Origin of the sequence: Streptacidiphilus sp. MAP12-33 (genome assembly GCF_041261265.1) — a bacterium.
In the GTDB taxonomy this organism is placed as follows: domain Bacteria; phylum Actinomycetota; class Actinomycetes; order Streptomycetales; family Streptomycetaceae; genus Streptacidiphilus.
Genome location: NZ_JBGCCA010000015.1, coordinates 162,245 through 176,810 on the forward strand (window position 1 = coordinate 162,245; position 14,566 = coordinate 176,810).

The window sequence follows — 14,566 nt, forward strand, 5'->3', positions numbered from 1 at the left end:
TCCAGTCACTGGAGACTCAAGACCGCGCGCGCAGCCGGGCCAACTGCTCGGGCGTGTCCACGTCGTCGGGCGAGGCCACGTCGCCGCACTCGACCAGGCGCAGCTCCCCCGCGTGCGCGCGCAGCAGCGCTCGCGCGCCCGCGTCCCCGACCGCTCCCTCGCGGGCCTCCGCGAAGTGGCGCGAACCGATCAGGACCGGGTGGCCACGCTCGCCCCCGTAGCTCGCGGCGGCGAGGTCCGCGCCGGAGGCGATCACCCTGGCCACCGCCTCCGGCGTGACGCCCGGTGTGTCCACCAGGCCGACCAGGGCCGCGTCGGCGGTCAGGCCCGCCAGTCCGGCCCGGAGCGAGGAGCCCATCCCGGACGCCCAGTCCGGGTTGACCACCACCTCCGCGTCGCCCAACTCCGCCGTGGCCAGCACCTCCTGCGCCGCCGCGCCGAGCACCACCCGCACCCGCGCGCACCCGCCCGCCCGCAGCACGCCGAGCGCGTGCTCCACCATGGGCCGCCCGCGGAAGTCCAACAGCGCCTTGGGTCGATTCCCCATCCGCCGCCCGCCACCCGCGGCCAGCAACAGTCCGATCACGTCGTCCACGGTCCCAGCATGGCCCGGACGCCCGCACCCTGTACTTGGAGAAACACACAAGCCGCCCACGGGGACCTGCGGCGTTCACCGGGGCTTCACCCGCTGGACCGTCCCGCCCCCCGGCCGTTCTACTGGCCGGATGCAGCCACGCACCGCCCCTCCGCGCCCGCTCCTGGACCGCTTCGGCCGGGTCCACACGGACCTGCGGATCTCCCTCACCGACCGCTGCAACCTGCGCTGCACGTACTGCATGCCCGCCGAGGGGCTGGACTGGCTGCCCAAGCCGGACCTGCTCACCGACGAGGAGCTGTTGCGGCTGGCCCACGTCGCCACCACCCGGCTCGGCATCCGCTCACTCCGCCTGACCGGCGGCGAGCCGCTGCTGCGCAAGGGCCTCCCGGACCTCGTCGCCGCCTTCGCCTCGCTGCCGGACGCCCCCGAGCTCTCGCTCACCACCAACGGCATCGGCCTCGCCCGTCAGGCCGAGCCGCTGCGCGCCGCCGGGCTGGACCGGGTCAACGTCAGCCTGGACACCCTGCGCCGGGACCGGTTCCGGCAGATCACCCGCCGCGACCGGCTCCCGGACGTCCTCGACGGGCTCGCCGCCGCCCACCGTGCGGGTCTCGCGCCGGTCAAGGTCAACGCCGTGCCGGTGCGCGGGGTCAACGACGACGAGATCACCGACCTCGCGGCCTGGGCGGTCGAGCACGACTACCGGCTGCGCTTCATCGAGTCGATGCCGCTGGACGCCCAGGGCGCCTGGGACCGGGCCCGGATGGTCACCGCGGAGGAGATCCTCGCCGCGCTCGGCACCGTGTTCACCCTCAGCCCCGTCCCCCGCGAGGGCAACGCCCCCGCGGAACAGTGGCGCGTCGAGGGCACCGACGCGACGATCGGCGTGATCGCCAGCGTCACCCGGCCCTTCTGCGGCGGCTGCGACCGGGTCCGGCTCACCGCCGACGGCCAGCTGCGCAACTGCCTCTTCGCCACCGACGAGTCCGACCTGCGCGCGCTGCTGCGCGGCGGCGCGGACGACGACCGGATCGAGGCGGCCTGGCGGGCCTGCATCACCGGCAAGGGCGCGGGGCACGCCATCGGCAGCGCCGACTTCCAGCGCCCGGCCCGGCCGATGTCCGCCATCGGCGGATAGGGCCGCGGACAGGACGGCGACAGATCGCGAGGACAGGTTCCGGCGGGTTTCTGGCGCGGATGAGGATTCCGCTCACCGGTGAGATCGGGGAGCATGGAACCGGGAACGCGCCCGCGGCGTAGTCTCAGGTACGACGTCCCGGCCTCGCCCCGGCCTCGGAAGGAACGGACGGTCCCTCATGTCAGGCTCACCCAAGCCCGTCCGCTGCCCCAGCTGCAGGCGGGAGCACGCCTACGAGCCGCCGGTGTTCCCGTGCCCGTGCGGGGCGGCGCTCAAGATCCCGCTGTTGCAGGGGGGCGTCCCGGTCCAGGTGCGGTTCCGCTCCTGGGAGGACTCCTGGCTCAGCATGCGGTGCCCCTCCTGCGGGCGGTCCGAGCAGTGGCCGCAGCCGGAGTTCACCTGCGGCTGCGGGGCCACGGTCCGGCTCCCCGTCGACACCACCCGGCGCCCGAGCACGGTGGGCCCCACCGGCGGCGGTCCCGCGCCGGTGCAGCCCGTCCAGCCGGTGCGTCCGATGCAACCCGGCCCGGCGCCGGTCTCGGCGGTCCGCCCGGCCCAGCCGCCGCGCGCGCTCGCACGCAAGCCGTTCCTGCCGCACCCGGTCCGCACCTCCGACGACGCGGTGCTCGCCGCCGCCCGCTACCTGGAGTGGCTCGGCTTCGGCGAGCTGGAGGTCTCCGACTCGCAGGACCGCGAGGGCGTCTGCCTGCTCGGCCCGACGATCGTCGCGCAGGTCGACACCTGGACCGAGCCCGCCGACCTGCGGGCGGTGGAGTGCCTGTGGCTCAACACTCTTCACGGTGACGAGCTGATCCCGGCGATGTTCACCCTCGCGGGTTATTCGCTGGAGGCCCGCAACCGGGCCGACCAGCTGCTGGTGGCCCTCTTCGAGCTTGATCTGACGGGCATGCCGCAGGCGGTCAACACGGCGGCACGGGAGTTGGTGCGCAACTCCTCGCGTCCATGATCTGGCGCGGGTCGCGGCCCGCGTGTTGAATGACCGTCACCGAGGGCGACCAATGGGCGGCCGACAGCGGTCGCAGTGAGGGGCGAAGGCGTGTCCTTGTCCGAGCAGCAGCGGTCCCGGGCCTCCCAGACCCCCGCGTCGGCGCACCTCCCGGAACAGCACACCGCCCGCACCGGACAGGTCTGGCTGCTGCGCTCACGCGGCTGCTGGGCCGCGGCGGCAGCGCTGATCGGCGACTCGCCGGAGGCCGCGGTGGAACGCGCGGAGCTGCTGATCGAGGCGGCGTTCTTCACCGGTGCCGACTGGGACGACGCGGAGGGCGCGCTGCGTGCGGCGGAGGCGGTGGTCCGCGACAACCGCGGACGCGCGGCGGCCGCCTGCGCGCGAGGCTTCCTCGCTTATGCCGCAACGGTGTTGAAGGTGCACGACCGCCTCGACGAGGCCCAGGCCGCGCTCGGCCGTGCCTCGGCGATGCTGCCGCCGGAGGATCCGGCCCGCCCGCTGCTCGACTTCCGCCGCGGTCTGATCGCGCACGGCCTCCTCGGCGACGGGAACGCCGCGCGCACGGCCTACCGGCGGGCCCACGCGGGCGCGGAGCAGCAGCAGGACACGCACCTGCTCTCGTACACCTGGCGCTACCTGGGGGCGATCGCCCAGGAGGACGGCAACCTCGCCGGCGCGCGCCACGGCTACGCCGAGTCGCTCCGCCTGCGCGAGGAGACGGGCTTCGCCATCGGCGTGGCGCCGGCCCTCGCGGCGCTGGCAGAGGTCTCCCCCACCGCCGAGGCCACCCAACTCCGCGCCGAGGCCCGCCGCTTGTCCCGCGCCTTCGCCGGCACCCCGATCTGGCTCACCCTGGACTGAGGGGACGTTGCACTCCGCCGGGGGCGCGGCGCTCTGGGGGTGGCAACCGGACGTTCACTCGTACAGGTGCATCCGTCCCAAATCCACATGATCGTCTCTGCTGCTCCGTCAGGATGGTCCCGCCTCCGGCGGCCTGCCGGGAGCGGGAGGAGACGAGGCGACGATGCGAGTGAGCGACGGCGCGCTGGGGTGGGTACTGACGCTCGCGGCGCTGCTGCTGGTGGTGTCCGTACTGCTGGTCGTGCTGCGGGCCCGTGCGGGGCGCACGCAGGGCGGGGACAGCTGGGAGCGGAGCGAGGAGCGCCGCAGGCGGAAGGAGACCGTCTACGGCTCGGCCTCCTACGTGCTGCTGTTCTGCTGCGCGGCCGTCGCGGCCGCGCTCTCCTTCCACGGCCTGGTCGGCTTCGGCGTCCAGAACCTCGGACTGAGCGGCGGCTGGGAGTACCTCGTCCCGTTCGGGCTGGACGGCGCGGCCATGTTCTGCTCGGTGCTGGCCGTGCGGGAGGCCAGCCACGGCGACGCGGCGCTCGGATCGCGCAGCCTCGTGTGGGCGTTCGCCGCCGCCTCGGCCTGGTTCAACTGGGTGCACGCGCCGCGCGGGATCGACCACAGCGGAGCGCCCCAGTTCTTCGCGGGCATGTCCCTCTCCGCGGCGATCCTCTTCGACCGCGCGCTGAAGCAGACCCGCAAGGCGGCCCTGCGCGAGCAGGGCCTCGTGCCGCGGCCGCTGCCACAGATCCGGGTGGTGCGGTGGCTGCGCGCACCCCGGGAGACCTACGCCGCATGGTCGTTGATGCTGCTGGAGAACGTCCGCAGCCTCGACGAGGCCGTCGAGGAGGTGCGCGAGGAGCGCCGCGCGCGGATGCACCGGCGCGAGGACGAGCGGCCGCAGCTGCACGCCCTCGGCGGCGGGCGGCGGATGCCGCAGCTGCCCCGTTCCGGCGCCGCCGCCCGGGGGGACGAGGCGAGCTCCGGGGAGCCCGCCATAAGGCCGGAGACGGCGGCTCCCGAGCGGGTCTTCGACCTGACGGCCGAGGACGACACCCTCAGCATGCCGGCGGTCCCCCGGGCCAGCGCCTGGGACTCACTGGAGAAGAAGCTCAAGGACCTGGAGAAGCTCTACGGCTGAGCGCCACGGCGTACGCGCCGGGCCCCCGCCGCGGCCGCGGCCTTGTGGTTGGCCGTGAGCAGTATCGGCACCAGCACGTAGACAACGGCGGGTACCACGATCGCCGTCATGACCAGCGTGCGCAGCGCGAGCGGCAGGTGGGCGGTGTACGGGCCCAGCAGCAGGAACGCGACCGTGATGCTGGGGTAGACGGCCAGCCAGGTGATCAGTGCACGACGGTGCACGGACGGTGCGGTGCGCTGGGCGGTGCCGGTCGTGGCGGTGCCCGTGGTGACGGTGGTGCTCATGGATGACTCCCCCTGGTGCGATGACCTACTGCCATTTCCAACCAACTGGTTGGAGTCTGGCACGACCTCGCGCCCATGTCCAACCAGTTGGTTGGATTCGGCGCTAGGGTGGTCTCCATGGCATGGGACACCGCACGCACGAAGCAGCTCCTCCTCGACGCCGCCGTCGAGGAGTTCGCCGAGCACGGCCCCGACGGCGCGCGGATCGCCCGGGTCGCGACGCGAGCGGGGGTGAACAAGGAGCGCATCTACCAGTACTTCGGGAACAAGGACCGGCTCTTCGCCGCCGTGCTGGCCTCCGAGCTGGCCAAACTGGCCGCCGCCGTCCCGCTCTCGGCCGAGCTGGCCAAGGACCTGGGGGACTACGCGGGCCGCGTCTACGACTACCACCGGGCGAACCCGCACTTCACCCGCCTGCTGGCCTGGGAGGGCCTCCAGCACGGCGTCGCCCCGGCCCTCGAGGCGCTCGTCGCCCGCGCCGAACGCCAGGCCCACTACACCGAGAAGGTGCAGGCCGTCGCCGACGCCCAGGCCATGGGTGCGCTCACCGACGACGTCGACGCCGCCCACCTGACCTGGGCCGTCATCTCCCTCACCGCCGCCTGGTTCACCCTGCCCCAGATCGCCCGGCTGCTGCTGGCCACCACCCCGCAGCCCCGGCCGGCCGACGACCGCGACGCCCTCGTCCTGCTCGCCCGCCGCCTCACCGGGCCCGCCTGAGCGCGGCGCGCGAGCGGGTCAGCGCCGGGCGACGGAGGCCGCGTACTCCTTGCGGTACTCCTCCGTGATCGCGTGGAGATGGTGGCCGCGCGGACGCGGCAGCGGGCTTCGCGGCAGGGGTCTTCGCGGCAGCCTCGGCGCCTTCGGTCGGCTGTGCCTTCGGCGCGGTGGTCATGGCAGCCGGCCTGCTCGGAGCCGCGAGCCGCCGCACCCTCTGATCGGCCGATCAGGGGTCAGCTGCGACCGCGTCCCATCAGGGTGTGCGCGGCCGGTGCGTAGCCGTTCTCCTGCTCGGTCCGCCCGCCCCAGATGCCCCACTCGCGACGAAGGTGCGCCCAGGCGCGGCAGAGGCGGCGCCGCTCGTGGGGGCACTCGCCGCACAGCCGCCGGGCGCCCTCGACGCGCAGGGCACGCTCCGCCGTCGACTCGGTGCCGTCGGGGGCGAAGAAGAGGTCCGGGTCCCGGGTGCAGGGCAGCACGCCCTCCGTGGTCGGCGGGACGAACGAGAAGACGTGCGAGGCGTTCATGTCGCTCCCGGGATGCGTCGTCGTCGGAGGGTCAGCAACGGCTGACGTGGACGGCGAGGCCGCCGCGCGCGGTCTCGCGGTACTTGGTGTGCATGTCGCGGCCGGTCTGCATCATCGTGGCCATCACCTCGTCGAAGCCGACGCGGTGGTGACCGTCGCCGCGCAGCGCCATCCGGGCGGCGGCGACGGCCTTGATCGCGCCCATCCCGTTGCGTTCCACGCACGGGATCTGGACCAACCCGGCGACCGGGTCGCAGGTCAGGCCGAGGTTGTGCTCCATGGCGATCTCCGCGGCGTTCTCCACCTGCTCGGCCGAGCCGCCGAGCACCTCGGCCAGGCCGGCCGCTGCCATGGCGCAGGCCGAGCCGATCTCCCCCTGGCAGCCGACCTCGGCTCCCGAGATGGACGCGTTCCGCTTGAGCAGCTGCCCGAACGCGCCGGCCGTGAGCAGGAACCGCGCCACGGCGTCGGCCTGTTCGGGCTGGGCCGATCCGGCCGGGTGGGCGTCCAGGCAGTACCGCAGCACGGCCGGCAGCACCCCGGCCGCACCGTTGGTCGGCGCGGTGACCACGCGGCCGCCGGCCGCGTTCTCCTCGCTGACCGCCATGGCATGGACCGTGGCCCAGTCGGTGGCGAGCGCGCCGGGGTGTGCCGGGTCGCCCTCCGCGCGGAGCCGGCGCGCCGCGGCGGCCGCGCGACGGCGCACGCCGAGGCCACCCGGCAGGATGCCCTCGCGGGTCAGGCCGCGCTCGATCGCGCCGTCCATGACCACCCAGATCCGGGCGAGGGCGGCCAGCACCTCGCTCTCCTCACGGCCCGCGCCCTCGTTCGCCAGGACGATCCGGGAGATGGGCAGTCCGGTGGCACGGGTCAGCGCGAGCAGCTCGCGCGTGTCCGTGAACGGGTACGGCGGTGGTGTCGCGGAGACGCCGTGCCCGGGGTCGGCGCAGCGCTCGTCCTCGTCGACGACGAAGCCGCCGCCGACCGAGTAGTAGACCTTCTCGCTCAGCGCCCGACCCGCGGCGTCCTCGGCGACGAGCCTCATCGCGTTGGAGTGGTAGGGCAGTTCGCGGTCGGTGTGCAGGACGAGGTCGGTGCCGGGGTCGAAGCCGATCCCGTGCCCACCGGCCAGGGTCAGCCGGTGGGTGTCGTGGACGGCACGGAACTCGAGGTCCGCGAGGTCGGGGTCCACCAGCTGCGGCGCGTGTCCGGCGAGCCCCAACAGAACGGCCTTGTCGGTGTGGTGGCCCCGGCCGGTGGCGCCGAGCGAGCCGAACAGCTCGCACCGGACGCGCTCGGTGCGCGCGGCCAGGCCCTGGCGGTCGAGCTCCTCGGCGAAGATCCCGGCGGCCCGCATCGGTCCCACGGTGTGGGAGCTGGAGGGGCCGATGCCGATGGAGAAGAGGTCGAGGACGGAGATGTCCATCTGTCTGTGCTGCCTTCCGTCGCTCAGGCGTCGATGTCGGCCGGGAAGGAACCGTCCCGGGCACCGGTCGTCACGTGGCCGACCGGCACGAGGCGGGTGCTCGGCCCGGCGTCCGTAGCCGCGGCGGCGACCGGCGCGGCGTTCAGCACCGGGTCCGGCCCCGGCAGGCCGCGCCGGTGGGCGCGCAGGCCCGCCGCGACGGCCAGGTAGTAGAAGCCGACCGCGCTGACGGCGACCATCGCCATGTCGACCCCGTTCGGAAGCAGCCCGCTGCCGCCGAAGTCCTTGCTGCCCAGGGCGGACAGCAGCGCCATCCAGCCCAGGAACCCGACCATCCACCACGCCGGTGCCAGCTGTCCGCGCAGGTCGCGCTCGCCACGGCGCATCAGCACGAGCACCGCGATCGGCACGGCGATCAGGGTCAGGGCCACGCACAGACCGGTGTTGGGCCACTTCGACCAGTACAGGGCGAGGGCCGCACAGGCGAAGGTCAGCGGGCAGAGCACGCCGGCGAACGGCAGCCGGAAGGGCCTCGGCAGGTCCGGCTTGGTGATCCGGAACACCCCGACCGCGATCGGGCCGATGAGATAGGAGATCACCATCACCGCGGAGACGACGGCGGCCAGCGCGTTCCAGCTGTGGCCGACGGCGAGCAGCAGCACCACCGAGAAGGCGAGGTTGAGCCACATCGCGGGGCGGGCGGTGCCGTAGACGGGGTGGACCTGGGTGAGCTTCTTCGGGAAGAAGCCGGTCTCGGCCAGGTTCTGCACCATGTAGGCGGAGGAGGCGACGTTGGCGATGTTCGAGCCGGCGGGCGAGACGAAGGCACCGAACTGAAGCATGGTGACGACCCAGTGGAGCATCAGCACCTTGGCGAGGTCCGCGAACGGCGAGTGGAAGTTGACGCCGTGCCAGCCGCCTGCGGCGAGCTGGTCCGGCGGGACCGCGCCGATGAAGGCCACCTGGAGGGCCAGGTAGATGACCAGGCCGAGCCCGAGTGCGAGGAGCAGTGCGCGCGGGATGGCCTTGCCCGGGTTCTTCGCCGAGCCGCCGAGGTTGACCACGGCCTGGAAGCCGTTGAAGGCGAAGACCACGCCGCTGGTGGTGATCGCGGTCAGCACCGCCGACCACCCGTAGGGGGCGAACCCGCCCGCGCTGGAGAAGTTGCCGGTGTGGAACCCCGAGGCGATCAGCGCGGCGACGGTCAGCAGCGGGATGACGAACTTGAAGAGCGTCAGCGCGATGTTGACCCGGGCCAGGAACTGCACGGACCAGAAGCAGACCAGCCACAGCGCGACCGTCAGTACCAGCGCCACGCCCTGGCCCGCGAAGGTCAGCCGGTGCGCGCCGTCGTCGAAGAGCGCGTGCGCCCAGCCGAGGTTCCACGACGACATGTACTGCGTCGCGGCGATCGACTCGATCGGGATCAGCGCGCCGACGGCGAGCCAGACCGCCCATCCGGTCAGGAAGCCGAGCACCGGCCCGTGGGAGAGGTGTCCGTAGCGGGCCATGCCGCCGGGGATCGGGTAGGCGGCGCCGACCTCGGCGTAGGACATGGCGATCAGGCCCATGAACACCGCCCCGAGCACCCAGGCGACGATCGCCGCCGGCCCGGCCACCTGTGCCGCCGAACCTGCTCCGAACAGCCAGCCCGATCCGAAGATCGACCCGATGCCGATCATCACCAGGGCGAAGAGACTGATGCCCTTCCTGTTGCCTGCGCTCATGTCCACGCGCGTTCACCCGCTCGTCGAGGTACTGGTACGCACTCGACGTTAGGCAGCGCTCCGGCCGGCACGGCAGGGACGCAGAGCCCGAACGCCCGGGGCCTAGGTCCGTAGAACGTCAGGCGCTATGCGGCGACCAGAAGCGCCAGGGCCCCGGCCAGCGAGCCGTGCGCGAGCACGGCGGCGAGCCAGCCGCGCGCCCGGACCAACCCGTGCCGGGCGACCCGCCACCAGGCGCCCGCGATGGCCACCGCCGCCAGGGCGACCAGCGTCCACGCCCACGGGTGGACGGCCGAGTGTCCCTCGGCGGCGACGAGGAGGAACGCCGCCAGCACGGCGCACAGGGCACCCGCGGTCCAGTCCAGCTCGTTGGTCTCGGGCTGGTCGCCACTGTGTCGGGGCGTCATGGTGTCTCTCCTTCTCCGCTGCCGGGTACCGGTCCACCTGAACCCTCGCACCCCGCGCCCCGCCCCGACCGGGTCGTTCGTCCCGCCGGCGGGTGACCATCGCCCCGTGCCCGCGCGTCCGGGCGCTTGCTCCTCAAGATCTTTCTGTCCAGAATGGCGTCCGACCCGCGACCGGCGGACACCCGACCTCACAGGAGATCCCTCTCATGTCCCTCGAGATGCGCGCCCTCTGCGAACGGTGCGGAACCGCGGCACTGCCGCACGACGCGGTGGCGCGGATCTGCTCCCACGAGTGCACCTTCTGCCCGGCCTGCAGCGAGGCCATGGACCACGTCTGCCCCAACTGCGGCGGCGAACTCGTGGTGCGGCCCCGTCGGGCACTCCCTCAGGCGTAGCTAGGAGCCCGTCGGCTCGTCGCGGGCGGGGTCGAGCGGTTCTTCCGCGACCAGCTCGAACCACATCCGTTTGCCGACGCCGTTCGGTTCGACGCCCCAGGCGTCGCTCAGGGCCTCGACGAGCATCAGGCCGCGGCCCGAGGAGGCCTGTTCGCCCGGGGTGCGGCGCTTGGGCCACTGGTCGGAGTCGTCCACGACCTCGATGCGCAGGCGGCCCTGGCCGGTGTCGGGGTCGCGGGTGAGGCGGGCGGTGAGCATCGCGTCACGGTCGGTGTGCACGAGCGCGTTGGTGACCAGCTCCGAGGCCAACAGCTCGACGGTGTCCGAGAGTTCGCCGACTCCCCAACGCCGGACCGCGTCGCGCAGCTCCGCGCGGACCTCGGCGATGCGGGCCAGGTCCGCCTGGCCGATGCGGCGGCGCAGTTGCTCACGCGGGCGGGAGGCGGTCAGGCCCTCCCAGCGGAGCAGCAGCAGGGCCACGTCGTCGTCGCGTTCGGCGCTGTCCGCCGCGGAGCGGGCGATCCGGTCGGCCAGGGCCGACAGGTCGGCGTCCTGGCCCGCGGCACTGCCGATCGTGTCCCTGCCGCCGGTGACGACGCGGCGCAGGCGTTCCATGCCCTCGTCGAGGTCGACCCGGCGGGTCTCGACGAGTCCGTCGGTGCAGAGCAGCAGCACGTCACCGGGGTCGAGGGTGAACCGGCTGACCATGTAGCCCTGGTCGGGGTCGACGCCGAGCGGCAGGCCGCCGTCGACGTGCTGGACGGCGGTGCTGCCGTCGGCGCGGCGGATCAGCGGGTTGAGGTGACCGGCCCGGACCGCGTAGACGGCGCCGTAGTCGACGTTCACCTCGGCGTACAGGCAGGTGGCGAAGTGGCCGGTGTCCAGGTCGGCCAGGAAGCGGGAGGCGCGGGTCATCACCGCGGCGGGCGGGTGGCCCTCGGCGGCGTAGGCGCGCAGGGCGATCCGCAGCTGGCCCATGACGCCCGCGGCGTGCACGTCGTGGCCCTGGACGTCGCCGATCACGACGCCGACGTGGCCGCCCGGGAGCGCGACGACGTCGTACCAGTCGCCGCCGATCTGCAGGCCGGTCCCGGCGGGCAGGTAGCGGGCCACGGACTCGAAGCCGGGGACCGGCGGCACGCGTCTGGGCAGCAGCACCCGCTGCAGGCCGGCGGCCAGCTCGTGTTCGGCGTCGTGCAGGCGGGCCCGCGCCAGGGACTGGCCGACCAGGCCGCCGAGGGTGGAGAGCAGGGTCCGCTCCTCGTAGTCGAGCGAGCGGTTCTCGTCGAAGCTGACCAGGCAGACCCCGAGCGGACGCCCGCTCGCGACGAGCGGCAGAAAGGCCCAGGCGTGGCGGGGGTGGCCGTTGACCGGCGGCCACGCCACCGGGAACCGCTGGCGGTACTCCTCCTGGCTGGCCAGGAAGACGGGCGTACGGGTGCGCAGGGCGAGTGCGGCGGGGTGGTCGGCGTCCAGCGGCACGTGGTCGTGCGGGGGACGCGACTGGCCGTCGTAGCCGGAGGCGGCCAGGATCTGGATCCGGCCGCTCTCGAGGACCGCGAGGACCAGGCCGTCCGGCGGGATGCCGGGCAGCGGCAGCTCGGTGAAGACGCGGGCGACGTCGGCGGTGGTCACCGCCTCGGACAGGGCCTTGGCGGCCTCTCGGATGAAGAGCGTGCGCTCCTCGCGCACGGTCGCGGCGTGGTCGGCGCGGCGGCGCTTGTGCAGCTCGACGGTGGCGTCCCAGACGAAGCCGACCATGTGGGTCGGCCGGCCCTGCTCGTCGGCCAGCACCCGGCCGCGGAACCGGACGGCGTGCAGCTCGCCGCTGGGGAAGACGGTGCGGTAGTAGGCGCCGCACTGGCCGAGCTCGGCGATCGCCCGCTCGACGCGGCGCTTGACGATCGGCGCGTCCTCGGGATGCAGCAGCGCGAGGAACTCGTCCGCGGTGATCGACGCCTGCGGGGTGCGGCCGCCCGGCAGGACGGCCGTGGCGGCGGTCGGCAGCGTGGCCGGGATCGGCGGAACGGCGGCCGCGGGCACCGACGCCGGCGCGCCCGCCTGTTGCAGGGCCTGCAGGGCCGCCTCGGGCTCGACCTCCTGGAGGCCGAGGATCGCGAGAGCGCGCTCGTCGCAGACGATGCGGTCGGCGCGGATGTCCCAGTGCCACGAACCGATGCCGTTGGCCGCCATCGCCGGCTCGAGCCAGTCCGGTGCCTGGCTGTGCCGCGGTCGGCCGGGCTGCGGGGAGCCGTGCGCGGGCTGGGGGAGCCGCGGCGACTGCGGCCTTGGCGCCATCGTTCTCCTGCCCTGCCCGGGGCCGCGTCGGGTGTGCGCGGCTACTTGCTCTCCCATTGTCCCAGCTCGGAGCGGGAACGGTGGATCTTGGGGTGTATATCCGGACTTCATCCTGTCGGAAGAAATGCCTGGCGGCAATGGCGGCGCGCGCCCCGATCCCCCTTGCCGCTCCCTCCCCCGGTCACCGGAAGATCTCCCATCGATCACGGAACCATCACGAAGGCTGGAACGTCGGGGATTCTGAGGCGCCCTCGCGGCGCCTCGTCCACCTACGGAGGGGAACGAGAACGTGAAGGTCCTGATCACCGGCGGCGCGGGTTTCATCGGCAGCACGGTCGCCTCGGCCTGCCTGGACGCGGGGATCACGCCCGTGCTGCTCGACAACCTGGTGACCGGGCGGGTGGAGTTCACCGAGGGCCGTGCGTTCTACGAGGGCGACATCGCCGACGGCGAGCTGATCGACCGGATCTTCGAGGAACATCCCGAGATCGGCGCGACGATCCACTGTGCCGCGCTGATCGTCGTCCCCGAGTCCGTGGCCCAGCCGCTGCGCTACTACCACGTCAACGTCGCCAAGACCGTCGCACTGACCGAGCACCTGCTGCGCAACGGCTGCGACCGCCTGCTCTTCAGCTCCTCGGCCTCGATCTACACCGCCGGGGACGACTTCTCGGTCGACGAGAACTCCGAGCTCGACCCGCTCTCGCCCTACGCCCGCACCAAGATGGTCAACGAGCTGGTCTTCAAGGACACCGCCCAGGCCACCGCGCTGCGCGTGCTCTCGCTGCGCTACTTCAACCCCGTCGGCGCCGACCCGGAGCTGCGCACCGGACTGCAGGTGGCGCTCCCCTCCCACGCGCTCGGCAAGCTGATCCAGGCGCGCGCCAACGGCCTGCCGTTCCTGATCACCGGCACCGACTGGCCCACCCGCGACGGCAGCGGCATCCGCGACTACGTCCACGTCTGGGACCTCGCGCGGGCCCACGTCGCGGCCGTGCAGCGCTTCGACGAGGTGCTGCCGCTGGACGGCCCCGGCTGCTACGAGGTGATCAACCTGGGCACCGGGCAGGGCACCACGGTCCGTGAGCTGATCGCCGCCTTCGAGACCGTCACCGGCGAGCGGCCGGCACTGGAGGAGGCACCGCCGCGTCCGGGCGACAACGCGGGCGCGTTCACCCGTACCGGGAAGGCGGAGCGGCTGCTGGGCTGGCGCGCCGAGCTCTCGCTGGAGCAGGGCATCGCCGACACCCTGGCCTGGTTCGACCGCCGCGAGGCGCTGCTGGGGCTGTAGCAGCCCGCCCCCGTCCCCTCCCTCGTCGTGGGCACCCGTCCGGCTGATCCGGGCGGGTGCCCACGCGTGTTCCGGGACCGTCGGCTGGACAGGCGGCGCTGCGGGAGGTTCAATGCGAGGGACGTTTGAACGGCGTTCTAAACTGCGAGGCACCGTGCGATTGACTCCGACTGAACGGGACCGGCTGCTGTTGTTCTCAGCGGCGGAACTGGCGCGCGCCCGGCGGGCGCGCGGCCTGCGGCTGAACGTGCCGGAGGCGACCGCGCTGATCGCGGACACCGTCTGCGAGGCCGCCCGCGACGGCAGGCGGCTGGCCGAGGCGATCGAGGCCGGCCGCACCGTCCTGTCCGCGAAGGACGTGCTGCCGGGCGTGGCCGACGTGGTCACCACCCTCCAGGTCGAGGCGGTGTTCGAGGACGGCACGCGCCTGTGCGTCATCGACGACCCGTTCCGCGGCGAGGGCTCGCTGGGCGCGGACGCGCCGGGCGCCAAGCTGCCGGGTTCGGGTGCCGGTTACGAGCCGGCGGAGCCGGTCGTGGTCCTGCCGGTGCGCAACACCGCGCCCGTGCCGGTCACCGTGACCTCGCACTTCCACTTCTTCGAGACCAACCCGCGCCTGGCGTTCGACCGCGCGGCCGCGTTCGGCCTGCGACTCGCCGTCCCGGCCGGGTCCTCGGTCCGCTTCGACGCGGGCGCGGTCGTCGAGGTCGGCCTCGTGCCGATCGGCGGCGAGCGGGTCGCCATCGGCTTCGCCGGACTGGTCGACGGCCCGCTCGACGCCCCCGGCGCCCG

The 14,566-nt window shown here is 73.5% G+C and carries 15 protein-coding genes; 8 read left to right on the top strand and 7 right to left on the bottom strand.

The window, feature by feature from the left end:
- Positions 1–16: 16 nt before the first annotated feature.
- Positions 17–586, bottom strand: a complete 570-nt coding sequence (locus ABH931_RS17280; protein ID WP_370114143.1) for an NTP transferase domain-containing protein — start codon at positions 584–586, stop codon at positions 17–19.
- 139 nt (positions 587–725) lie between these two features.
- On the opposite strand from ABH931_RS17280, the gene moaA reads away from it, so the two are divergent.
- The 4 genes from moaA to ABH931_RS17300 all read left to right on the top strand — a co-directional run bounded on the left by moaA (position 726) and on the right by ABH931_RS17300 (position 4,696).
- Complete coding sequence (gene moaA / locus ABH931_RS17285; protein WP_370114100.1) at positions 726–1,736, top strand: GTP 3',8-cyclase MoaA; 1,011 nt, start codon at positions 726–728, stop codon at positions 1,734–1,736.
- 178 nt (positions 1,737–1,914) lie between these two features.
- Positions 1,915–2,703 (top strand): hypothetical protein, encoded by a 789-nt coding sequence (locus ABH931_RS17290; RefSeq protein WP_370114102.1) that lies wholly within the window; start codon positions 1,915–1,917, stop codon positions 2,701–2,703.
- A 90-nt stretch (positions 2,704–2,793) separates the two neighbouring features.
- Complete coding sequence (locus ABH931_RS17295) at positions 2,794–3,567, top strand: hypothetical protein (protein WP_370114104.1); 774 nt, start codon at positions 2,794–2,796, stop codon at positions 3,565–3,567.
- 163 nt (positions 3,568–3,730) lie between these two features.
- Positions 3,731–4,696 carry a DUF2637 domain-containing protein gene (locus ABH931_RS17300; protein ID WP_370114106.1) on the top strand — a complete coding sequence of 322 codons (966 nt, stop codon included), beginning with the start codon at positions 3,731–3,733 and terminating at the stop codon, positions 4,694–4,696.
- Here ABH931_RS17300 and ABH931_RS17305 read toward each other — a convergent pair.
- A complete protein-coding gene (locus ABH931_RS17305) occupies positions 4,687–4,983 on the bottom strand; it encodes a hypothetical protein (protein WP_370114108.1) in 297 nt (98 codons plus the stop codon). The two genes, ABH931_RS17300 and ABH931_RS17305, sit on opposite strands and share 10 nt — an antisense overlap.
- Before the next feature lie 117 nt (positions 4,984–5,100).
- On the opposite strand from ABH931_RS17305, the gene ABH931_RS17310 reads away from it, so the two are divergent.
- Positions 5,101–5,703: a TetR family transcriptional regulator gene (locus tag ABH931_RS17310; RefSeq protein ID WP_370114110.1), complete on the top strand. Its 603-nt coding sequence runs from the start codon at positions 5,101–5,103 to the stop codon at positions 5,701–5,703.
- A 233-nt stretch (positions 5,704–5,936) separates the two neighbouring features.
- Here the strand turns inward: ABH931_RS17310 and ABH931_RS17315 are convergent, their stop codons facing one another.
- The 4 genes from ABH931_RS17315 to ABH931_RS17330 all read right to left on the bottom strand — a co-directional run bounded on the left by ABH931_RS17315 (position 5,937) and on the right by ABH931_RS17330 (position 9,790).
- On the bottom strand, positions 5,937–6,230 hold the full coding sequence (locus ABH931_RS17315; protein ID WP_370114112.1) for a WhiB family transcriptional regulator: 294 nt from the start codon (positions 6,228–6,230) through the stop codon (positions 5,937–5,939).
- Between the two features lie 31 nt (positions 6,231–6,261).
- On the bottom strand, positions 6,262–7,656 hold the full coding sequence (locus ABH931_RS17320) for an L-serine ammonia-lyase (protein ID WP_370114114.1): 1,395 nt from the start codon (positions 7,654–7,656) through the stop codon (positions 6,262–6,264).
- 23 nt (positions 7,657–7,679) lie between these two features.
- Positions 7,680–9,383 carry an APC family permease gene (locus ABH931_RS17325; protein WP_370114116.1) on the bottom strand — a complete coding sequence of 568 codons (1,704 nt, stop codon included), beginning with the start codon at positions 9,381–9,383 and terminating at the stop codon, positions 7,680–7,682.
- 125 nt (positions 9,384–9,508) lie between these two features.
- Positions 9,509–9,790: a hypothetical protein gene (locus ABH931_RS17330; RefSeq protein ID WP_370114118.1), complete on the bottom strand. Its 282-nt coding sequence runs from the start codon at positions 9,788–9,790 to the stop codon at positions 9,509–9,511.
- 206 nt (positions 9,791–9,996) lie between these two features.
- On the opposite strand from ABH931_RS17330, the gene ABH931_RS17335 reads away from it, so the two are divergent.
- Positions 9,997–10,185 carry a DUF1272 domain-containing protein gene (locus ABH931_RS17335; RefSeq protein WP_370114120.1) on the top strand — a complete coding sequence of 63 codons (189 nt, stop codon included), beginning with the start codon at positions 9,997–9,999 and terminating at the stop codon, positions 10,183–10,185.
- Here ABH931_RS17335 and ABH931_RS17340 read toward each other — a convergent pair whose 3' ends face one another.
- The gene (locus ABH931_RS17340; RefSeq protein WP_370114121.1) at positions 10,186–12,483 is read right to left on the bottom strand and encodes a SpoIIE family protein phosphatase; all 2,298 of its coding nucleotides are present in this window, start codon (positions 12,481–12,483) and stop codon (positions 10,186–10,188) included.
- A 289-nt stretch (positions 12,484–12,772) separates the two neighbouring features.
- Here ABH931_RS17340 and galE point away from each other — a divergent pair, with 289 nt between their 5' ends.
- Together galE and ureA are read left to right on the top strand one after the other, a co-directional pair.
- Positions 12,773–13,774: a UDP-glucose 4-epimerase GalE gene (galE, locus tag ABH931_RS17345; RefSeq protein WP_370114123.1), complete on the top strand. Its 1,002-nt coding sequence runs from the start codon at positions 12,773–12,775 to the stop codon at positions 13,772–13,774.
- A gap of 154 nt (positions 13,775–13,928) precedes the next feature.
- Positions 13,929–14,566: urease subunit gamma (gene ureA, locus ABH931_RS17350; RefSeq protein ID WP_370114125.1), on the top strand; the 638-nt coding region annotated here is incomplete at its 3' end.